Origin of the sequence: Streptomyces sp. PsTaAH-124, from assembly GCF_000373685.1 — a bacterium.
Lineage (GTDB): Bacteria > Actinomycetota > Actinomycetes > Streptomycetales > Streptomycetaceae > Streptomyces > Streptomyces andamanensis.
In genome coordinates this window covers 1-20388 of record NZ_KB892176.1, presented here as the reverse complement: position 1 = coordinate 20388, position 20388 = coordinate 1, and the positions used below count along the sequence as shown (strand labels likewise).

Below are 20388 nucleotides of genomic sequence, written 5' to 3'. Positions count from 1 at the left end.
CAGGGGGCAGGGGCTCAGGGTGTGCCGTGCTGGCGGCGGAGCCGGGCGGCGACCTCGTTGTCCTCGGTCTCCCACCAGGGGCGTACGCGCTCGGCGTCCTGCGGGGCGGCCGTCCCGGACGGCGGCCCGGCCGGGGCCCCCGTGGCGCCTGCCGCCGCACCCGTCACACCCGCCGCACCCGCCGCACCCGCCGCTGCCGCGTCGAGCCGCCGGTCGAGCACCGCGTTGCGCAGGCGCTCGGCGCGGGCCCACTGCGCGAGGACGGCCAGCAGGAAGGGCAGGGCGACCAGTTCGGCGATGCTGAGCATGGCACCGCCGCCGATCTGCTGGTCGCGGTGGACGTCCGGAGCCCAGGCGGGCGCGTGGTGCAGATACCAGGCGCCCGCGATCAGGGTGCCGTGGGTCATCACCACGACGCCCGGTACCGCGTCCACCAGCCCGTCCAGGAAGACCAGCGCCGCGCGCACCGGGTGCGAGCACCAGGCGGGCAGCGCCTGTTCGCGGGTGAGCACCGGCACCACGAACAGGCACCCGGCCGCCAGCAGGTGCAGATACATCAGCTCGTGCAGCCAGCCCACGCGCAGGGCGGTGGCGAAGTACGGCGTGAAGTAGACGACCAGTTCCGTGGTCAGCACCAGCACCGTGCTGACCAGCGGGAAGGTCAGCACGCGCACCACCGGGCCGGTGACCGCCCGCCGGAGCCGCGCCGCCCGCTCGCCGGGCAGCGCCTCGACGGCCAGCCGCAGCGGGTCGCCGAGGGCGAGGCCGAGCGGCGCGAGCAGGTCGAGCAGGACGTTCTGCACCGCGGCCGGCCAGAACAGGACGTGGTCGTAGACGGCCAGCGACGACATCGTGGCCACCACCAGCGCGCCCAGCCCGAGCACCACGAACGCGGCGAGGCGGGCCACCGGCCAGGACCGGCCGTCGCGGCGCAGCCGCAGCACGCCCCAGCCGTACAGGCCGCCCAGGACGGCCACCAGCACCAGCGCGGGGACGTCCGGCTGCCACGAGGTCAGCAGCCGGTGCACGGTCGGTGCGGCGGGGCCGCCCGCGGCCAGTGCCGGGCCGGTCATCGCGTCGGCACTCACACCCATCGGCTCTCCTCGCCCATCGGCCCCCTCCGGTCCATCGGGTCCATCGGTTTGCGTCACCCACCGGTCTTCTCCGCCCAGCGCGGGACGTTTCGGTACAGCTCCCCTGCGGGACGGTAGCGCCCGGCGGACGCGAGGCCGGCGGCGGGGTGGCAGATCAGGGAACCGGTCGGATGCCGGACGGGGAGCCGGCCGGGGCGTGGCGGAGAACCCACGGGCTCCCGGCCGCCGAGGGGCAGCTCGGACCGCCCGTGATCGTGCGCGCGGTGACGCGGGGCGGCTCGCGGCGGTCCGAGCCGTGGCCTCGGCGGGGACGCGACCCGGCCAGGACGCGATCGGGCGGGGCGAGGCGGCCCGTCACCGCCGTGCGCGCCGTGCGATCGGGTCCCGGCTACGCGAGGCCGGCGTCGCCGAGCAGGCGGGTGGTCTGCTCGTGGACGAGGTCCCACGCCTCGGCGGGCAGATCGCCGAAGGCGGCCGCGGCGCGCAGCGCGTCCAGGGTGGTCGCGGCACGGGCGCCGCAGTCGGCGTCGGCGTCGCGTACGTCGTAGCCGTCGCGGACGGCGACATGGAGCTGGTGGTGTCCGGCGCCGTCGGTGTGCAGCGCGGAGGCGACGACCAGGGGCGGCGGGCCGCCCGCGTCGCCGGGCAGCTTGCGGTAGGCGCTGGCGGCGGGCGCGTTCCAGCGCAGGGAGAGCAGGACGGACCCCTTGGCCTCCATCGCCTCCGTCAAGCCGGTCTCCTGGACCCCGTCGGCGTCCAGGACCGTCGCGCGGGACCGCAGGACCAGGGCGGCGGGCAGCAGGCACCGCAGGCTGCTGCCCACGAGGTTGCCGCCGACCGACGCCGTCCGGCGCACGGCCCCGGTGCCTATCGTGGCGGCGGCCGCGCGCAGCACCTCCGGTACGCGGTCGTCTATGCGGTGCAGCACCACCGCGGCGCCGAGCGTCTCCCGGCCGATGACGTTGGCCTCGGGCAACTCGCGCAGGGACATGGCCTGTTCGGGGAAGCCGTCCCGCTGCCAGGTGGCCCACAGCAGGGTGGCACCGCCTATCGGGACGATCCCTTCGGCCACGCAGTCCCGCGCTTCGGACACGGAGGTGGGCAGACGCAACAGCACAGCGGCAGACCTGCTTTCCTGTCGGGGACGGGCGGCAGGTGGTCGGGTTTCGGCCGTCCACCCGTCCGGCACGGCGCATTCTCGCCGTACGGAAGGGGGCGCGTACAGGGCTCACACGGACATCGTGCGAGCCGTCGTCCGCCCCCGCTCCACGGCTCGTTCCGGGTGCTCCGGGACGTCAGGGGCGGGCACGGGGGACGACGACGGGCGCGGCGTCGCCGGGTGCGCGCAGGATATCGGCCTCCACCTGGTACAGCTCCTTGACCAGCGCCTCGTCCACCGTCTCGTGGGGCGGGCCCTGGGCGACGACCCGGCCGTCGCGCAGGGCGATCAGGGTGTCGGCGTAGCGCGCGGCGGAGGCCAGGTCGTGCTGGACCATGACGACGGTCCGGCCGGCCGCCGCCACCTCGCGGACCAGTTCGAGGACGTCGACGACATGGCCGAGGTCGAGGGCGCTGGTGGGTTCGTCGAGCAGCACGACCGGGGTGTGCTGGGCGAGCACCATGGCGAGCCAGCAGCGCTGGCGCTGGCCGCCGGAGAGGCGGTCCAGCCGTTCGCCCGCCAGCTCCGTGGTGCCGGTGGCCTCCAGCGCCTCGCGTACGGCCCGTTCGTCGTCCCGGGACCACTGGCGCAGCAGCCCCTGGTGCGGGTGGCGGCCGTAGCGGACGAGCCCGGCGACGGTGACGGCCTCCGGGGCGCGCGGCGACTGGGGCAGCAGGGCCACCCGGTGTGCGGCCTGGCGCTGGGTCAGCCGCCAGATGTCGGCGCCGTCGGCGTGCACGCTGCCCGCGGTGGGCCGGTGCAGCCGGGCGACGGTGCGCAGCAGGGTGGACTTGCCGCAGCCGTTGGGGCCGACGATCGCGGCCACCTGCCCGGCGGGGACGATCAGTTCGACGTCCCGGACGACGGGACGGCCGGGGTATCCGGCGTGCAGGCCGGACACGCGCAGGCCGGGGTGGGCGTCGGTCATGGGGGTGGTCATGCCTTTCCGGTGGTCGAGTCCGTACGGAAGAGGGCCCACAGGAGGAAGGGGCCGCCGAGGACGCTGGTGACGACGCCGACGGGCAGTTCGACGGGGGCGATGACGCGGCCCAGGGCGTCGGCCGCGGTGATCAGGGCCGCGCCGACCAGCGCGGAGCCCAGCACCGGCACCCGGGTGGGGCCGCTCAGGCGTCCGGCGAGGATCGGGGAGGCGAGCGCGACGAAGGCGATGGGGCCGCCGACGCCGACGGCGAGTCCGGCCAGGGCGACGGCGAGCGCGAGCGCGGCGGCGCGCAGCCGGCGCAGGTCGACGCCGAGGCAGGCGGCCGTGTCGTCGTCGAAGCGCAGCAGTTGGAGCCGGTGTCCCGCGGCGAGCGCGAGCGGCAGCAGGAACAGCAGCGCGATCAGCAGCGGTGTCCCCACGTGCCAGTCACGGCCGTTGAGGCTGCCGACGGCCCAGAGGAACACGCCGCCCGCCGTGTTGTCGTTCTCCCGGGACATGACGAGGTCGCCGACCGCGCCGACCACGGTGGACACGCCGATCCCGACGACGAGGAGGCGGTACCCGGCGCTGCCCGCGCCGCCCGCGCACAGCACGACGAGGACGGCGGCGGCGACAGCGCCGACCGGGCCGAGCCACCAGTCGCCGACCATGCCGGTGGAGGATCCGGCGGCGGAGGCCACCACCGCGGCGGTGGCGCCCTCGTTGACGCCGATCAGGTCGGGGGTGGCCAGCCGGTTCCCGGCGAGGGTCTGGGTGAGGCAGCCGGCGACGCCGAGGGCGGCGCCGACCATGAGGCCGACGAAGACCCGCGGCAGCCGGAAGTCCCGCACGATCATGACCGTGCCGGGGTCGCCGTTCCCGAGCAGTCCGGACACGGTGTCGTGCAGGCTCATCCCGGTCGAACTGGCCATCACCGCCAGCGCGATGAGCAGGGCGAGAAGCGGGAGGAGCAGCGCGGCGGCGAGGGCGCTGCGGCGCGGGAAGAGCCAGGAGAGCGTGCCCGCGCGCAGCACGACGCTGTCCGGCGGCGCGATGCGGGCGGCGAGCGGGCCGGGCGCGCCCGCGTCGCCGTTCGCGTCGCCGTTCGCGTCGCCGTCCGCGGGTGCGGAACCGCTCCCCCGGGCGGAGGGCTTCGCTCCGCCGTGCACCGCCGTCGCGGACCCGGCGGACCCGGCGGCCCCCGCGCCCTGCGGAGCCTCCGGCGCCTCACCGCCCCCCGCCGCGCGGTCCGGTGGGAGGGCGGGCGAGGCGGTCATGAGGCGGCTCCGGCGGTGGAGAGGCGGGAGGAGCGGGCGATCCAGACGAGCAGGGGGCCGCCGACGAAGGCGAGCAGGACGCTCACCGGGGTCTCCCAGGGGCGGATGACGACCCGGGCGAGCAGGTCGGCGACGATCATCACATCGGCGGCGACGAGTGCCGACAGCAGGAGCTGGGCGGCCATGCGGGCCCCGGCCAGGGCGCGGGCGGCGTAGGGGGCGAGCAGGCCGAGGAAGGCGATCGGACCGGCGACGGCGACCGCGCAGCCGGCCAGCAGGGAGACAGCCGCCGCGACCACCAGGCGGATCCGGCCGGGGTGGTGGCCGAGCGAGCGGGCGCTGTCGTCGCCGAGGCCGAGCGCGGCCAGCGGCCGGGCGCAGCCGAAGGCGACCAGCACCCCGGCGGCCGCCAGGGGCAGCAGCGGCAGCAGATCGGCGGTGCGCACCCCGGCGAGCGAGCCGATCGTCCAGTAGCGGTAGACGTCGAAGGTGGACTGCGTGCCCAGCAGGACGTAGGAGGTGAGGCCGTGAAAGGTGGCGCCGAGCGCGGAGCCGGCCAGGACCAGGCGCAGCGGGGAGCCCGCCGCGCGTCCGCCCGCCGCCAGCAGCAGGACCACGGCGCTGGCGGCCATGCCGCCGAGCAGCGCCCACACCAGCAGGGCGGTCGCCGAGGAGGCGCCGAAGAAGGTGAGTCCGACGACGACGGCGAAGGCGGCGCCGGAGTTGACGCCGAGCAGCCCGGTCTCGGCGAGCGGATTGCGGGTGGCGGCCTGGAGCAGGCAGCCCGCGGTGCCGAGACAGACGCCGACGAGAACGGCCGCGAGGGTGCGCGGCAGCCGTACGTCCACGACGGCCAGGCGGAGTTGGGGGTCGGCGCGGGCGGTGTGCTCACCGAGGAGGTAGTCCCAGGCGCGGCCCGGCGAAGTGGAACCGGTGCCGATGAGCAGCGACGCCACGCACAGGGCCAGCAGCAGGACGAGAAGGACGGCGGCCACGGGGGCGACGGGACGTTCTCCGGCCGGGTGTTCGTTCCGGTGGCCGGATCCGAACCGTATGGACCACCCTCTCCGCATCAACATATGGTTAGCCTAACCTAAGCAGGTATCCGCCCAGGTGGCGGGGCGCTCGTGCATCCGTATGTCCGGATGTGCCCCGTTCCGCACGCCTTCACGACGCCTTCACGACGTACCGCACGCCGGAGTGCGACTCCCGTCCCCGGGCACACGACAGTCGAACAACGGAGATTTCAGGCCATGATGCCGTCGACCCGTACCCCTTCCCGCCTCTCCCGCCGTACCGCGGCGGTGGCCCTCGCCATCGCCTGTGGGGTCGTCCTCAGTGCCTGTGGTTCCTCGGACGACGACTCTCCCAAGAGCGGTGCCGCCGGCACAAGTGGCGGGGGGCGGACCTCGGTCACGGACGCGTCCGGCACCAAGGTCGAGATCCCGAGGACGCCCGAACGGGTCGTGGCGCTCAGCGAGATGGACCTCGACTCCGCGCTGGCCCTCGGCGTCAAGCCGGTCGGCCTGAGCGCGGGCCGCGGCCAGAAGGGCGCACCCGAGTACCTGAGCCAGCAGGCCCAGGGCATCCCGGTGGTCGGCGCGGTCACCGGCCCGGACATCGAGAAGGTCGTCCAGGCCAAGCCCGACGTGATCCTCGCCGGGCAGACCGCCGACGCGCAGGTGCTCGCCCAACTGCGCAAGATCGCCCCCACGGTGGTCACCATCGACAACACCAAGAGCTGGAAGAAGTCGCTGGAGCTAACCGGCCAGGTGCTCGGCAAGGCCGACGCGGCCAAGAAGTTCCTGGCCGACTACGACGCCAAGGCCGCCGCGCTGAAGAAGGACCTCGGCGCCAAGGCCGGAGCCACCGTCTCGGTGGCCCGCTACTCCGCCAAGGGCACCGCCGTCATGCAGCAGGGCGTCTTCATCAGCGATGTCCTGGGCGACCTCGGCTTCAAGCGCCCCGGCATCCAGAACGAGAAGGGCCAGGGCCACTCGACGCCGCTGAGCGACGAGAACCTCAAGGAGATCGACGGCGACTGGCTGTTCATCGGCACGCTGTCGTCGGCCGGCCCGGACAATGGCCTGCTGGACCAGTTGCAGAAGAAGCCCGCCTACCGCGAGCTGAACTCCGTGCGCCAGGGCCACGCCACGCTGATCGACGGCTCCAAGTGGACCAGCCTGGGCGGCGCCGAGGCCGCCGACTCCGTGCTCGGCGACATCCGCAAGGCCATGGTCAAGTGAGCGCCGGACCGGAACTGGCGGGCCGGCTCGCCCTCGTGACGGGGGCGGGCCGGGGCATCGGCGCGGCCGTGGTCGGCGTGCTCGCCGAGCAGGGCGCCCGCGTGGTCGCCACCGACGTGGACGCCGACGCGGTACGGGCCACGGCCGCCGCCGCGCCGGAGCGGGTGACCGCCCGCGCCCTGGACGTCACCGACGCCGCCGCCGTGGACCGGCTCGTCGCCGAGACCGAGGACACGCTCGGTCCGCTGGACATCGCGGTCAACGTCGCCGGGATCCTGCGGGGCGCCCCCGTGGTGGACCTCGACGACGCCGACTGGGCGGCCGTGTTCGCCGTCAACACCCATGGCGTGATGCATGTCTCACGGGCCGTCGCCCGCCGGATGACCGCCCGCGGCCGGGGCAGCATCGTCACCGTCGCCTCCAACGCGGCCGGTGTCCCGCGCAGCGGCATGGCCGCCTACGCCGCCTCCAAGGCGGCGGCGGTGATGTTCACCAAGTGCCTGGGCCTGGAGGTCGCGGGCCGCGGGGTGCGCTGCAACACCGTCTCCCCCGGCTCCACCCTCACCGACATGCAGCGCGCCATGTGGGCCGACTCCCCCGAGGGCGCCGAACGCGGCCGGCGCGCCGTCATCGAGGGCGACCTCGCCACGTACCGCACCGGCATCCCGCTCGGCCGCGTCGCCGAACCGTCCGACGTGGCCGACGCCGTGGCCTTCCTCGTCTCCGACCGCGCCCGCCACATCACCCTGCACGACCTCTACGTCGACGGCGGCGCCACCCTCGTCGCCTGACGCACCGGCACCGCCCGCATCCTCCGTGGTGCCCCCACTGCCTGGAGACCCCATGACTGCCTCCCTGCGCGAACCCGGCCTCGGCGCCGTGGAGTCCGCGCCCGCCGACCCCGCTCCCGGGGCGGCGGTCGCCCTGCTCGACGCCTACCGGGCCGGATCCGACCGCTTCCTCGCCACTCCGCACCGCACCCTCCTCGGCACCGGCACGGCCGCCGAAGTACCGGACGGCGACGATCCGTTGCCCGGCCGGGTGGGCGAACTCCTGCACTCCCTGCGGCGGCCGGGCGAGAGCGCCCCGCTGGTCCTCGGCTCGGTGCCGTTCGCCCCGGACGGCCCGCTCGCGCTGGCCGTGCCCGAGTCGGTGCGCCGCGCGCCCGCGCTGCGCCGCGACCCGCTCGTCGCGCTGCCCGCGCCCGAGCCCGCCGACGGCACCGGCTGGCAGGTGCGCGAGCGGCCCGCGCCCGAGGAGTACGCGGCGGCCGTGGCCGCGGCCGTACGGCGGATGCGGGACGGCGAGTTCGACAAGGTCGTCCTCGCCCGCACCCTGGAACTCACCGCGCCCGACGAACCGGACCTGCCCGCCATGCTCAGCCGGCTGGCCCGCCGCGACCCCGGCGGCTACACCTTCGCGCTGCCCAGCGGCGGCGGCCGCACCCTGGTCGGGGCCAGCCCGGAACTCCTCGTCGCCCGCCGGGGCGCCCTGCTGACCGCCAACCCGCTGGCCGGCTCCGCGCCGCGCAGCGCCGACCTCGCCGAGGACGTACGCCGGGCGGTGGCGCTGCTGGAGTCGCCGAAGGACCTGCACGAGCACGCCGTCGTCGTGGACGCCGTCCGGCGCGCCCTGGAACCGCTGTGCGGGCGGCTCCAGGTGCCCGAACGGCCCACGCTGGTACGGACGGCGGCCATGTGGCACCTGTCGACCACGGTCACCGGCGAGGTCACCGACCCGGCCGTCACCGCGCTCGACCTGGCCTGCGCGCTGCACCCGACCCCGGCGGTGTGCGGGACGCCCACCGACGCGGCCCGCGCGGTCATCGCCGCATCGGAGCCCTTCGACCGGGGCGCGTACACCGGCATGGTCGGCTGGCAGGACGCGGACGGCGACGGCGAGTGGGTCGTGACCATCCGCTGCGCCGAGGCCGAGGGCCGTACGCTGCGGCTGTTCGCGGGCGCGGGCGTGGTCGCGGACTCCTCGCCGCAGGCCGAGACGGCGGAGACCGCCGCGAAGTTCCGCACCTTCCTGGACGCCGTGGGGGCCGCGCTGTGACCGGCTCCGCCCTCACCCCGGGGCTCGACGCGCCCACCTGGCCCGAGGAGTTCGCCGCGCGCTACCGGGCGGCCGGGTACTGGCGCGGCGAGACCTTCGGCGGCATGCTGCGCGAGCGGGCCGCCGCCCACCCCGACCGGGTCGCCCTCGTCGACCCGGCGCCCGAGCGCCGCACCTGGACCTACCGCGAACTGGACCGGGCCGCCGACCGGCTGGCCGCCGGGTTCGCGGCGCGCGGCATCGGCCGCGGCGACCGCGTGGTGGTCCAACTGCCCAACCGGGGCGAGTTCGTGGAGGTCGTCTTCGCGCTGTTCCGGCTCGGCGCGCTGCCGGTGTACGCGCTGCCCGCGCACCGGGAGACGGAGATCGCGCACTTCTGCTCGTTCGCCGAGGCCGTCGCCTATGTGATCCCGGACGTGCACGGCGGCTTCGACCACCGGGAGCTGGCGACCCGGATCCAGGAGCGCACGCCGGGCCTGAGGCACGTGTTCGTGGCCGGTGAGCCGGGCCCGCACACCCCGCTGGCCGAGGTGCCGTGCGAACCGGCCGGCGAACCCGAGGGCCCGCGCCCGCACGAACTCGCCTTCCTCCAGCTGTCCGGCGGGACGACCGGGGTGTCCAAGCTGATCCCGCGCACCCACGACGACTACCTCTACTCGCTGCGCGGCTCCAACGAGATCTGCGGCGTCGGCGCGGACACCCGCTTCCTCGTGGTGCTGCCCGCCGCCCACAACTTCCCGATGAGTTCGCCGGGCTGGCTCGGCGTGCTGTACGCGGGCGGCACGGCCGTGCTGTGCCCGGCGCCCGACCCGGGCACCGCCTTCCCTCTGATCGAGCGGGAGCGGATCACCATGACCGGCCTGGTGCCGCCGCTGGCCCTGGTGTGGACCGACGCCGCGCCCGCGAGCGCGTACGACCTGTCGAGCCTGGAACTGGTCCTGGTCGGCGGCGCCAAGTACAGCGAGCAGGCGGCACGCCGGCTGGAACCCGCGCTCGGCTGCCGGCTGATGCAGGTCTTCGGCATGGCCGAGGGCCTGGTCAACTACACCCGGCTGGACGACGACCCGGAGACGGTCGTCACCACGCAGGGGCGGCCCATCTGCCCCGACGACGAGATCCGGATCGCCGACGACGAGGGACGCGAGGTGCCCGAGGGCGCCTTCGGGCATCTGCTCACCCGCGGCCCCTACACGATCCGCGGCTACTGGCGGGCGCCCGACCACAACCGCACCGCGTTCACCGAGGACGGCTTCTACCGCACCGGTGACATCGTGCGCCGCACACCGAGCGGGCACCTCGTCGTGGAGGGCCGGGCCAAGGACCAGATCAACCGGGGCGGCGAGAAGGTCGCCGCCGAGGAGATCGAGAACATCATCCTCGGCCACCCCTCCGTGCACGACGTGTCCCTGGTCGCCGTGCCCGACGAGTTCCTGGGGGAACGCACCCTGGCCTATGTGATCCTGCGCGAGGGCGCCGAGCCGCTGCGGCCCGCCGCCGTCAAACGGTTCGTCCGCGAACGCGGTGTCGCCGCCTACAAGGTCCCCGACCTCGTCGAGTTCGTCGACACCTTCCCGCAGACCGGCATCGGCAAGGTCAGCAAGAAGCACCAGCGGTCGACCGCCGAGCAGCGCTGAGAGGCCCCACCCATGGCACTTCCCTCCATCCCCTCCTATCCCCTGCCCACCGCGGACGAGCTGCCCGAGGGCCGGGTGTCCTGGTCCGCGGACCCGGCGCGCGCCGTCCTGCTGGTGCACGACCTCCAGCAGCACTTCCTGTCCGCGTTCCCGGCCGGTGCGCAGCCGCTGACGGGCATGCTGGACAACAGCGCCCGGGTGCTGAAGCGGGCCCGCGGGCTCGGTGTGCCGGTGGTCTACTCGGTCCAGCGCGGCGGGCAGAGCGCCGAGGAGCGCGGGCTCCAGCTGGACTTCTGGGGCCCCGGGGTCGCCGACGACGCCGAGGCGCTCGCGGTGCCCGCCGCCGTGGCGCCCGAGCCCGCCGACACACTGCTCACCAAGTGGAAGTACAGCGCGTTCGCCCGCACCGACCTGGAGGCCCGCATGCGCGGGTGGGGGCGCGACCAGCTGCTGATCGTCGGGGTGTACGCGCACATCGGCGTGCTGATGACGGCGTGCGACGCGTGGATGCGCGACATCCAGGCGTTCGTCGTCGCCGACGCGGTCGCCGACTTCTCCCGCGCGGACCACGAGATGGCCCTGCGCTGGGCCGCCGGCCGCTGCGCGGTCGTGACCACCACCGACGCGCTCTTCGAGGAGGTGTGAGCGGCATGACCCTCACCCTGGACCAGATCCGCAACGACATCGCCGACAGCCTCGGCGAGGACCCGGCGGACATCCCCGTCGACGAGGACCTCCTCGACCACGGCCTCGACTCGGTGCGCATCATGGCGCTGCTGGAGCGCTGGCGCCGCGAACACGCCGTCACGGCCGACTTCACCGACCTCGCCGAGCGGCCCGCCGTCACGGCCTGGGCGGACCTGCTGGGGGTCGCATGACCACCGCGCTCACCGGCGGCCCCGGCGCCGGGACAGACCGGGAGCCCGGCGCCGGGGACGGCACCGGGACGGGGGAACCGGTGCTGCCGCTGACCGCCGCGCAGTCGGGCATGTGGTTCGCGCAGGCGCTGGATCCGCTCAGCCCCGCCCAGAACACCGCGGAGTGCCTGGAGATCGACGGCCCGCTGGACGCGGAGCTGTTCGCGGCGGCGCTGCGGCAGGTCGTCGCGGAGAGCGACGCGCTGCGCATCCGGGTCGAGGACGGCCCGCACGGTCCGCGCCAGTACGTCCGCGCCTCGGTCGGACTCCCGCTCACCGTAAGGGACCTGCGCGCCGCCGGTGACATGGAGGAGGCCGCGCGGCAGGCCGAGGCATGGATGCGCGCCGATCTGGCCGAGCCCTGCGACCTGGCCGCCGGAGAGCTGTTCGGGCACGCCCTGTTCCGGCTCGGCGAGCACCGCTGGCTGTGGTACCAGCGCATCCACCACCTGGCCATGGACGGCTTCGGCTACTCGCTGCTGGTGCGCCGCACCGCCGAGGTGTACTCGGCGCTCGCCCGCGGCGAGGAGGTGCCGCCGGGGCGGTTCGGGCGCCTGGCCGACCTGGTCCGGGACGACGCCGCCTACCGGGCCTCCGAGGCGTTCGCCGCGGACCGCGCGTACTGGGCGGCCGCGTTCGCGGACCGTCCGGAGGTGCCGCGGCTCGCGGGCCGCGGCGCGCTGCCCGCGCGGACCTTCCGGCGCCGCCGGGCCCGGCTCTCGCCCGCCGCCACCGAGCGGCTGCGCGAGCAGGCCGCCGGGCTGCGGGCCACCTGGCCGGACGTGCTGATCGCCGCGCAGGCGCTGTACGTCTCGCGGGCGACCGGACGGCCCGACGTGGTGCTCGGTCTGCCGATGATGGGCCGGATGGGCTCGGCCGCGCTGCGCGTGCCCGGCATGGTGATGAACGTGCTGCCGCTGCGCCTTGCCGTCACACCGGGCGCCACCTTCGCCGCGCTGGTGCGGCAGGTCGTGCTCGGCGTCCGCGAGGTGCGCAGGCACCAGCACTACCGCTACGAGGACATCCGGCGCGACCTCGGACTGCTCGGCGAGCAGCGCGCCCTGGTGGGTCCGCTGGTCAACGTCATGCCGTTCGACTACGGCGTGGACTTCGCGGGCGCCCCGGTCCGCGCCCGCAACCTGTCCGCCGGACCGGTCGAGGACCTCACCGTCAACGTCTACGACCGCGCCGACGGGCGCGGCCTGGCCATCGACCACGACGGCAACCCGGCCCTGTACGACGACGAGGCGCTGGCCACGCACCAGGAGCGCCTGCTGCATCTGCTCGAACAGGTCGCGGAGTGCGACCCGCACGCGCCCACGGCCGCCCTCGGCATCGCCGGAACCGCCGAACTCCCGCTCGTGCTGGAGGAGTTCAACCGCACCTCTCGTGCCGTCCCGCCGACCACGCTGGTCGGCCCGATCGAGGCGCAGGCCGCCCGCACCCCGGACGCCGTCGCCCTCACCGACGGCACGCTCTCGCTGACGTACGCCGAACTGGACGTGCGGGCCAACCGGCTGGCGCACCACCTCCAGGGTCTGGGCGCCGGGCCGGGCGCCGTGGTGGCCGTGTCGGTGCCGCGTTCGGTGGAGCTGGTCGTCGCCCTGCTCGCGGTGGCCAAGGCGGGCGCCGCCTATCTGCCGCTGGACCCGGACTACCCGGAGCAGCGGCTGGCGTACATGCTCGGCGACGCGGCGCCGGTGTGCGCCGTCACCGACCGCGCGGGGCGGCTGCCGCGCGCGGCGGACGTGCCGCTGGTGGTCCTGGACGGGCTCGACCTGCCGGACTCGCCGTGGGTGACCCCGGCGCGGGCGCTGACGCCCGCGCATCCGGCGTACGTCATCTACACCTCCGGTTCGACGGGCCGGCCCAAGGGCGTGGTGGTGCCGCACGGAGCGATCGACAACCGGCTGCGCTGGATGCAGCACACCTACGGACTGACCCCGGCCGACCGGGTGCTCCAGAAGACACCGTCGTCGTTCGACGTGTCGGTGTGGGAGTTCTTCTGGCCGCTGCGCGAGGGCGCCACCCTGGTCGTCGCCGGTCCCGGTGTGCACAAGGACCCGGTGGAGCTGGCCCGGCTGATCGGCGAACAGGCCGTCACCACCTGCCACTTCGTGCCCTCCATGCTCCAGGTCTTCCTGGCCGGACCGCGCGCCGGGGACTGCGCGACCGCGCTGCGGCGGGTGTTCTGTAGCGGCGAGGCGCTGCCCCGGGAGACCGCGCACGCCTTCGCGCGCGCCCTGCCGGGCGTGGAACTGCACAATCTGTACGGGCCCACCGAGGCCGCCGTCGACGTCACCCACCACGCCTGCGATCCGGCGGACGAGGGCCCGGTGCCGATCGGCCGGCCGGTGTGGAACACCCGCCTGCACGTCCTGGACGCGGCCCTGCGGCCCTGCCCGCCCGGCGTGCCCGGTGAACTGTTCCTGGCCGGACGGCAGTTGGCCGACGGCTATCTGGGCCGCCCGGGGCTGACGGCGGCCCGTTTCGTCGCCGACCCGTTCGGGCCGCCCGGCAGCCGCATGTACCGCACCGGCGACCTGGCCCGCTGGACGGACCGGGGCGAGGTCGAGTACCTGGGCCGCACCGACCACCAGGTCAAGCTGCGCGGCCAGCGCATCGAACTCGGCGAGATCGAGGCGGCGCTCACCGCCCAGGACGGCGTGGACGGGGCGTGCGCGCTGGTGCGCGAGGACCGGCCCGGCGAGCAACTGCTCGTCGGCTATGTCACCGGGGACGCCGATCCGGTGGCGGTGCGCACCGGGGTGGCGCGCGCGCTGCCCGAGCACATGGTGCCGAACGCGGTCGTCGTGCTCGACGCCTTCCCGCTGGGCCCCAGTGGCAAGCTGGACCGGCGCGAGCTGCCCGCCCCGGTGTTCGCCGGGACGTCCCGGGACCGGGCACCGGCCGACGCGCGGGAGGCGGCGCTCACCCTGCTCTTCGCCGAGGTGCTCGGCGTGGAGCGGCTCGGGCCCGACGACACGTTCTTCGACCTGGGCGGCACCTCGCTGCTCGCGGTGCGCCTGGTGGCCCGGGTCCGGGAGGAGTTCGGCACCGAGCTGACCATCGGCTCGCTGTTCGAGGCCCCGACCCCGGCGGCGCTCGCCGCCCGGCTGGACGGTGCCGCACCGGCCGCCCGCGACGCGCTCGGCGTCGTCCTGCCGCTGCGCGCCCGCGGCGGGCGGCCCCCGCTGTTCGCGGTGCACCCGGCCGGCGGCCTCGCCTGGTGCTACGCGGGTCTCGCGGCCCGGCTCGGCCCCGACCAGCCGCTGTACGGCATCCAGGCGCGGGGGCTCGGCGACGACAGCCCGCTGCCGCGCACCCTGGAGGAGCAGGCGGCGGACTACGCCGACCGGATCCGCGAGGTCCAGCCGCACGGCCCCTACCGGCTGCTGGGCTGGTCGGTGGGCGGGGTCCTCGCGCACACCGTGGCCGTACGACTGCGGGAGGCCGGTGAGCGGGTGGACCTGCTGGCGCTGCTCGACGCCTTCCCCGCCGAGCAGTGGCGGGAGCGGCCCGCGCCCGAGGAGGGCGACGCGCTCACCGCCGTCCTGCGCATGGCGGGCTTCGAGCGGGCGGGCGAGCGGACCCGCGAGGACGTGCTGGCCACCCTGCGCCGGGCCGGCAGCCCGCTCGCCGGGCTGAGCGGGCACACCCTGTCCAGGATCGTCGACATCGTGCCCAACCACGCGCGCATGATGCGCGAGCACCGGCACCGGCACTTCGACGGCGACCTGCTGTTCTTCACCGCGGCGGCGCCGCGCGCCGAGGACTGGCTGACCCGGGAGGCGTGGCGCCCGCACATCGGCGGCGCCCTCGACAACCACGACCTGGACTGCACGCATCCGCAGCTGCTGCGCGAGCACCACCTCGACACGGTGGCGTCCGTGCTGGCGGCCCGGCTGAAGGAGATCACCGCGTGAGCGCCGCGGACGGATCAGCGGACGGATCATGAGCGGGGTCCCCGCGGCGGAGTCGCGGCTGCGGCCGCGCACCTGGACCTGGCCGCCCCGGATGCCGCTGCCCGACCCGGCCGACGGCCCGCACGCCTGGCTGGTGCGGGCCCCCACGACCGGCGTCTCCCCCGTCCGGGAGACGCCCCCCTCGGCCCTGTCCGTGCTGGACGCCGGGGAACGGCGCAGGGCTGCGGCCCTGCGCCGCCCCGGCGCACGGGCGGCGTACGTGACCGCCCATGCCGCGCTGCGGCGGCTGCTCGGTGTCTATCTGGGCGTCCCGGGGGCACGGGTGCCGCTGGTCCGGCTGCCGTGCCCCGGCTGCGGGGAGCCGCACGGGCGTCCCGCGCTCGCCGGTCCGGACGGCGCCTGGCTGCACTTCTCGCTGTCGCACACCGGACCGGTCGCGATGCTGGCGGTGGCCGGTGCTCCGGTCGGCGTCGACGTGGAGCGGGTGCCCGCGGCGCGGCTCGCGGCCGACGCGGCGGCGGCACTGCACCCCGCCGACCGCGCGGAGCTGGCCGCCCTGCCTCCCGAGGCCCGGCCGGCTGCCTTCGCCCGCTGCTGGACCCGTACGGAAGCGATGGTGAAGGCCACCGGAGAGGGCCTCTCCGGCCCCGGCCTCACGGCGTTCCGCCGAGGCACCGCCGAGCGGCCCGCGCGCGTGGCCGGGTGGCGGCTCCTGGACGTGGCGGCACCGCCCGGCCACGCTGCGGCGTGTGCGCTGCCGGTCAGCCGTGCGGAGGGTACGGGAGCGGATCAGGAGCGGCCGTCGACACGGGCACGGTGAGACACGGCCGGTGGTTCGGCCGGTCGTTCGGTGGCCCGGCGGTGATCCGGTGGCGGTGACCCGGTGGCGACAGTCCGGCGCACGGCGGGACCATGAACGCCCCGTCGCCCCGCCGTCCCGCCGCCGCGCGGCGATTCGGCGGCGGGACGGAGGGGTGGCCGGACGGTCGGACGGCCGGCGCACAGCAGCGGCGCGCTCCGGCCGGGCCGCCGAGGACGGCTGCCCGGAGCCCGTCCGGGGCCGCGAACGCTCGGCCGGAGCAGAGCAGTTCGACGGGCGCCCGACCGATGGCACGACAGGGCGACGGTCCCCGACCGGGCCCCGGTCGGCTGGCCGCCGCCCGGCACTGCGGCCCCGGCCGCCGGGCACGCGACCGCGCTCCGGTGGACGGCCGACCGGCACACGGCTGGACCGTGGCCGCCCAGCCGCCCCACCTCCCGGCCGCCGCACGGCGGTTGGGCGGACGGGCGGCCGGGAAGCGCACGGCAGTGGTCCGGCTCCGGCCGCCGCCGCGCGAACCGCGCGCCCCCGAACCGGAGTTCCGGTTTCCGGGCGGCGTGCCCGGTCGGTGGTCGGCGGGTCAGCGGTCGGTGAGCAGGTTCGTCAGGCCGTCGGAGAGTTCGGTGCGCCAGCACAGGTAGTCGTGGCCGCCGTTGAACTCGCGGTAGACGGCGTCGTCGTAGCCCGCGGCGGCCAGGGTCTCGCGCAGCCGCCGGGCGGCGGGCAGCGCCACCCACTCCTGTTCGCCGAAGGAGAGCCAGAACCGGACGGGCAGCCGTGCGCTGGAGGCGAGTTGTCCGGTCAGCCACTCGGCACCGGGGCCGTCCGGCCACCAGAACGAGCCCGACTGGGCGAGCACGTTGCCGAACCGGTGCGGGCTGCGGAAGGCCGCGTAGGCGGCGGTGAGGCCGCCGAGGCTCTGCCCGGCGACGACGGTGCGCGCGGGGTCCGCGGTGAGCGGCAGCCGGGTCCCGGCCCAGGGCAGCAGCTCCTCCTCCAGGAAGGCCACGAACTCCGGGCGGCAGGTGAGTTCGGCCCACCGGGTGCCGGCGTCCACGGAGTCCGGCAGCAGCGCGGCGACGGGTGGGATGCGGCCGTCGGCGATCAGGTTGTCCAGGAGGTGGGCGACGCCGAGGCCCGGGTGCCAGTGCTCGCCGTCCAGCAGGACCAGGACGGGGAGTTCGGCCGGTGCGGCGGCCGTGGGCGGCGGGGTGTAGAGCCACACCCGCCGGTGGTCGCCGAGGTGGCGGCTCGGCACCCGGTGCTCGCTCACCGTGCCGCGCGGCGCCTCCGGCCGGGGCCGCCAGTCGGCCGCGCGCGGCGCGTGCGGGAGTTCCGCGCAGGCGATCGGCTCACCGCCCCAGCGCCGGGGCAGCCGACGGGTGTTGTACGGGTCGGCGCGGCGGTTGCGGCGCAGCCACTGCCAGTACTCCGGGTGGCCGGGCGCGGGCCCGTCGCCCTCGTCGACGAAGAAGTCGTAGGTGCCGCGCCAGTCGGTGCGCAGCCGGACGGTCCAGTGCCATACGTCGGTGCCGGGCGCGCGGCGCATCACGTTGCCCTCGGGGGCGCGCGGGTCGCCGAGCTTGTTGGGCATGACCTGGACCGCGCGGGTGCCGGGCCCGCCGCGCCACAGGAAGGTGACGGCGCGGTGGTCGGGGCTGCCGAGCGGATCGGGGCCGGTCAGCGGGGTGCCGCGGCGGCTCACGTCCGCCCAGAACCGCGTCAGGCCGGCCGGTCCGGGCAGCGCGCAGGCGGGTTCGGCGAGCAGCGGGAGCGCGCTCGGGCGGGCCAGGCGCGGCGGGTGCTGCGGGGCGCCCTTGGGCGGTGCGGTCACAGTCATGCGATGCGGCTCCGGTGCGGGGACACGAGGGATCGGCTGATCGACTTAGGTTCACCTTACCGCTGTCTCCCGCCCAGGGAACCGGTCGGTCGGCGCCGGGCCCGGGGCCACCTTGACCCCCGATCAACTTAGGTTAGGCTAACCTTTGTTTCCGGCACCGGTCCCTGCGGTGCCGTACACGACCGCACACGGAAGTGGGAAAAGATGTCCTCAGTCACCCGCCGGATCCGCCGCACCGCCGCGATCGCCGTGGCGCTCGCCGCGGGCAGCGCGCCGCTCCTGGCCGGTACGGCCTCCGCCCACACCGGTGACGCGACGCACGCCGGACACGGCTCGACCGTCGCCTCGGCCGCGCTCGCCAAGGGCCTGTACCAGTCGGCGTACTCCGAGCGGAACCACGTCCTGTGGGCCACCACCGCCGTCGGCCGCCCGCCGGTCACCTCCTCGGCGCTGCTGAAGGTCGACCCGCGCACCCTGTCCGTGCGGGCCACGTACACGCCGCCCGTGACCGACGCGGCCACCGGCGCGGTCGAGGCGGTCTACGGCGTCGCCGTGGACGACGAGCACAACACCGTCTGGACCACCAACACGCGCGACAACTCCGTCGCCGTCTACAGCCAGCGCACCGGCAGGCACCTGGCCACCCTCCCGAACGTGGCGCACGCCCGCGAGATCGTCGTGGACGAGCGCCACGACCTCGCCTGGGCGAGCGGCTTCGGCGACGGCAGCGTGGTCGCGTTCGACACCCGCACCTTCAAGGAGAAGAAGCGCGTCACGGTGGAGGGCGCCGCCCCGACCGGCCTCGCGGTCAACGAGCGCACGGGCACGGTGTACGCCGCCGATCTGAACGGCGACCGGCTCATCGCCGTCTCCCCCTACGCGAAGGACCCCTCCTTCATACCGGCCGGTGACGGCCCGATCTCCGTGGCCCTGTCCGCCGACGGCCGCACCGCCTACGCGGCCGACCAGACCGCGGGCGGCGTCTCGGTGGTCGACCTGCGCGGGAAGACCGTCACCAGGAGCATCCCGACCGGCGCGGGCGCGCTGTCCGTCGCGGCCGACGCACGCACCGGCCGGGTGCTCGTGGCCAACCGCACGGACGGCGACGTCACGGTCGTCGACCCCCGCCGGGGCACCGTCGTGGAGACCCTGGCCACCGGCGCGAACCCCAACCACGTGACCGTGGACCGCGGGACGGCCTACGTGGTCGACAAGTCCGGCGCCGGTCCGGAGGGCCAGGACCAGGTGCACCGCATCCGCATCGGCCGCTGACGCGCCCGGCGCGGCCCCGTGCCGGCCGCCGCCACGGTCGCCTGCACGGCCCGCCGACCGGTCACACCGGTCGGCGGGCCGGCCGTGTCACCTGCGCCGTGGGCGCCGACAGCGCCGTGCGGGCCGGGCCTTCCGTCCGCACCGTCACGTCCTCCGGCGCGGCCGGGTCCGGGTCCGTCGCCAGCCGGGCGTGTGTCTCCACGTCGTGCCGGACGCCGTCCCAGGCGAGCTTCTGCCGCTGGACGCCCTCGGCGGCGAAGCCCGCGGCGCGCGCCACCCGGCAGGAGGCCGGGTTGTCGACGCGGTGCCCCAACTCCAGGCGGAACAGGCCGAGTTCGCCGAAGCACCAGTCGGCCAGCGCCCGGCAGCCGCCGGTCGCCACCCCCCGGCCGCGCGCCGCCGAGGTGGTCCAGTAGGAGATCCAGCCGGTGCGGTGCCCTTCGTCGACACGGCCGACCGCGACCCCGCCCAGCGCCATGCCGTCGCGGCCTGCGACGGCGAAGGCGTGGGCGGTGCCCCGCTCCCCCTGCTCACGCCGCCGCGCGATCCACTGCCCGGCCTGGGCGAGCGTGCCGACGGGCGCGTCGGCCTGCCGTTCCATCAGCGGCTCGGCGAAGGCCCGCAGCACCGCCGGGGCGTCGGCGAACTCCCAGGGCCGCAGCACCAGCCCGCCCGGCAACACGATCTGCCCCCGCATTCCGTACCCCGCCCCCGTACGCCCGTCCCCGCCCGCGCGACCGCGCCTCCACCGGCGCCGCCCGGCTCACATCGTAGGGTCCGGCCGGGCGAGAGGGGGGACGATCGGGGGGTGTGCGGTCAGGGCGCGAGGAGCAGGACGTTGGTGCGTTCCTTGGCGGCGGCGTAGCGCCTGGCGACGTCCTGCCAGTTGACGACGGCCCACATGGCGTCGATGAAGTCGACCTTCTGGTTCTTGTACTGGAGGTAGAAGGCGTGCTCCCAGGCGTCGAAGACGAGGACGGGGGTGGAGCCCTGTCCGACGTTGCCCTGGTGGTCGTAGACCTGTTCGACGACGAGGCGGCCGCTGAGGGGTTCGTAGGCCAGGANGCCCCAGCCGGAGCCCTGGGTGGTGGCCGCGGCCTTGGTGAGCTGGGCCTTGAACCCGGCGAAGGAGCCGAAGGACTCGGTGATCGCGTCGGCCAGCTCGCCCACGCCGTCCTGGGCCAGCGGCTCGCCGCCGCCGTCGCCCGTCATGTTCTGCCAGT

General features: G+C 75.7%; 16 protein-coding genes and 1 pseudogene. 9 read left to right on the top strand and 8 right to left on the bottom strand.

Annotation, left to right across the window (positions count from 1 at the left end):
• Nucleotides 1–14: 14 nt before the first annotated feature.
• The 5 genes from B086_RS0121465 to B086_RS0121445 all read right to left on the bottom strand — a co-directional run bounded on the left by B086_RS0121465 (nt 15) and on the right by B086_RS0121445 (nt 5447).
• The gene (locus tag B086_RS0121465; protein ID WP_018568484.1) at nt 15–1094 is read right to left on the bottom strand and encodes a cytochrome c oxidase assembly protein; all 1080 of its coding nucleotides are present in this window, start codon (nt 1092–1094) and stop codon (nt 15–17) included.
• A gap of 388 nt (nt 1095–1482) precedes the next feature.
• Entirely contained in the window at nt 1483–2211 is a 729-nt protein-coding gene (locus B086_RS0121460; RefSeq protein WP_018568483.1) for an FAD binding domain-containing protein, read from the bottom strand.
• Nucleotides 2212–2389: 178 nt separating this feature from the next.
• Entirely contained in the window at nt 2390–3193 is an 804-nt protein-coding gene (locus tag B086_RS0121455) for an ABC transporter ATP-binding protein (RefSeq protein ID WP_018568482.1), read from the bottom strand.
• Nucleotides 3190–4452, bottom strand: a complete 1263-nt coding sequence (locus tag B086_RS0121450; protein ID WP_018568481.1) for a FecCD family ABC transporter permease — start codon at nt 4450–4452, stop codon at nt 3190–3192. The genes B086_RS0121455 and B086_RS0121450 overlap by 4 nt, the downstream gene beginning before the upstream one ends.
• Complete coding sequence (locus B086_RS0121445) at nt 4449–5447, bottom strand: FecCD family ABC transporter permease (RefSeq protein ID WP_018568480.1); 999 nt, start codon at nt 5445–5447, stop codon at nt 4449–4451. The genes B086_RS0121450 and B086_RS0121445 overlap by 4 nt, the downstream gene beginning before the upstream one ends.
• Nucleotides 5448–5705: 258 nt before the next feature.
• Here B086_RS0121445 and B086_RS0121440 point away from each other — a divergent pair, with 258 nt between their 5' ends.
• From B086_RS0121440 to B086_RS40485, 8 genes are read left to right on the top strand one after another with little or no spacing between them, the layout of a single operon-like run.
• A complete protein-coding gene (locus B086_RS0121440) occupies nt 5706–6698 on the top strand; it encodes an ABC transporter substrate-binding protein (RefSeq protein WP_018568479.1) in 993 nt (330 codons plus the stop codon).
• Nucleotides 6695–7489, top strand: coding sequence for a 2,3-dihydro-2,3-dihydroxybenzoate dehydrogenase (locus B086_RS0121435; protein WP_018568478.1), 795 nt, complete (start codon nt 6695–6697; stop codon nt 7487–7489). Before B086_RS0121440 ends, B086_RS0121435 begins: the two co-directional genes overlap by 4 nt.
• A gap of 52 nt (nt 7490–7541) precedes the next feature.
• The gene (locus tag B086_RS0121430; RefSeq protein ID WP_018568477.1) at nt 7542–8756 is read left to right on the top strand and encodes an isochorismate synthase; all 1215 of its coding nucleotides are present in this window, start codon (nt 7542–7544) and stop codon (nt 8754–8756) included.
• Complete coding sequence (locus B086_RS0121425) at nt 8753–10390, top strand: (2,3-dihydroxybenzoyl)adenylate synthase (RefSeq protein ID WP_018568476.1); 1638 nt, start codon at nt 8753–8755, stop codon at nt 10388–10390. Before B086_RS0121430 ends, B086_RS0121425 begins: the two co-directional genes overlap by 4 nt.
• 12 nt (nt 10391–10402) lie before the next feature.
• Nucleotides 10403–11035: an isochorismatase family protein gene (locus tag B086_RS0121420; RefSeq protein ID WP_018568475.1), complete on the top strand. Its 633-nt coding sequence runs from the start codon at nt 10403–10405 to the stop codon at nt 11033–11035.
• 5 nt (nt 11036–11040) lie between these two features.
• Nucleotides 11041–11268 carry a phosphopantetheine-binding protein gene (locus tag B086_RS0121415; RefSeq protein ID WP_018568474.1) on the top strand — a complete coding sequence of 76 codons (228 nt, stop codon included), beginning with the start codon at nt 11041–11043 and terminating at the stop codon, nt 11266–11268.
• On the top strand, nt 11265–15233 hold the full coding sequence (locus B086_RS0121410) for a non-ribosomal peptide synthetase (RefSeq protein ID WP_018568473.1): 3969 nt from the start codon (nt 11265–11267) through the stop codon (nt 15231–15233). The genes B086_RS0121415 and B086_RS0121410 overlap by 4 nt, the downstream gene beginning before the upstream one ends.
• A gap of 28 nt (nt 15234–15261) precedes the next feature.
• On the top strand, nt 15262–16053 hold the full coding sequence (locus B086_RS40485) for a 4'-phosphopantetheinyl transferase family protein (RefSeq protein WP_018568472.1): 792 nt from the start codon (nt 15262–15264) through the stop codon (nt 16051–16053).
• A gap of 580 nt (nt 16054–16633) precedes the next feature.
• Here B086_RS40485 and fes read toward each other — a convergent pair.
• On the bottom strand, nt 16634–17893 hold the full coding sequence (fes, locus tag B086_RS0121400) for an enterochelin esterase (RefSeq protein ID WP_018568471.1): 1260 nt from the start codon (nt 17891–17893) through the stop codon (nt 16634–16636).
• A gap of 204 nt (nt 17894–18097) precedes the next feature.
• On the opposite strand from fes, the gene B086_RS0121395 reads away from it, so the two are divergent.
• Nucleotides 18098–19165 (top strand): YncE family protein, encoded by a 1068-nt coding sequence (locus B086_RS0121395; protein WP_018568470.1) that lies wholly within the window; start codon nt 18098–18100, stop codon nt 19163–19165.
• A gap of 172 nt (nt 19166–19337) precedes the next feature.
• Here B086_RS0121395 and B086_RS0121390 read toward each other — a convergent pair.
• Nucleotides 19338–19862 (bottom strand): annotated as a pseudogene (locus B086_RS0121390) (GNAT family N-acetyltransferase); the annotation flags it as partial.
• A 119-nt stretch (nt 19863–19981) separates the two neighbouring features.
• On the bottom strand, nt 19982–20388 hold a 407-nt coding region (locus B086_RS0121385; protein ID WP_018568468.1), incomplete at its 5' end, for a superoxide dismutase.

What these genes read in the sequence shown, in the direction of transcription:
- B086_RS0121420 (WP_018568475.1), top strand. Translation starts at nt 10,403, where the DNA reads ATGGCACTTCCCTCCATCCCCTCCTATCCCCTGCCCACCGCGGACGAG.
- B086_RS0121440 (WP_018568479.1), top strand. Translation starts at nt 5,706, where the DNA reads ATGATGCCGTCGACCCGTACCCCTTCCCGCCTCTCCCGCCGTACCGCG.
- B086_RS0121465 (WP_018568484.1), bottom strand. Translation starts at nt 1,094, where the DNA reads ATGGGTGTGAGTGCCGACGCGATGACCGGCCCGGCACTGGCCGCGGGC.
- B086_RS0121395 (WP_018568470.1), top strand. Translation starts at nt 18,098, where the DNA reads ATGTCCTCAGTCACCCGCCGGATCCGCCGCACCGCCGCGATCGCCGTG.
- B086_RS0121430 (WP_018568477.1), top strand. Translation starts at nt 7,542, where the DNA reads ATGACTGCCTCCCTGCGCGAACCCGGCCTCGGCGCCGTGGAGTCCGCG.
- B086_RS0121450 (WP_018568481.1), bottom strand. Translation starts at nt 4,452, where the DNA reads ATGACCGCCTCGCCCGCCCTCCCACCGGACCGCGCGGCGGGGGGCGGT.
- B086_RS0121415 (WP_018568474.1), top strand. Translation starts at nt 11,041, where the DNA reads ATGACCCTCACCCTGGACCAGATCCGCAACGACATCGCCGACAGCCTC.
- B086_RS0121410 (WP_018568473.1), top strand. Translation starts at nt 11,265, where the DNA reads ATGACCACCGCGCTCACCGGCGGCCCCGGCGCCGGGACAGACCGGGAG.
- B086_RS0121455 (WP_018568482.1), bottom strand. Translation starts at nt 3,193, where the DNA reads ATGACCACCCCCATGACCGACGCCCACCCCGGCCTGCGCGTGTCCGGC.
- B086_RS40485 (WP_018568472.1), top strand. Translation starts at nt 15,262, where the DNA reads ATGAGCGGGGTCCCCGCGGCGGAGTCGCGGCTGCGGCCGCGCACCTGG.
- fes (WP_018568471.1), bottom strand. Translation starts at nt 17,893, where the DNA reads ATGACTGTGACCGCACCGCCCAAGGGCGCCCCGCAGCACCCGCCGCGC.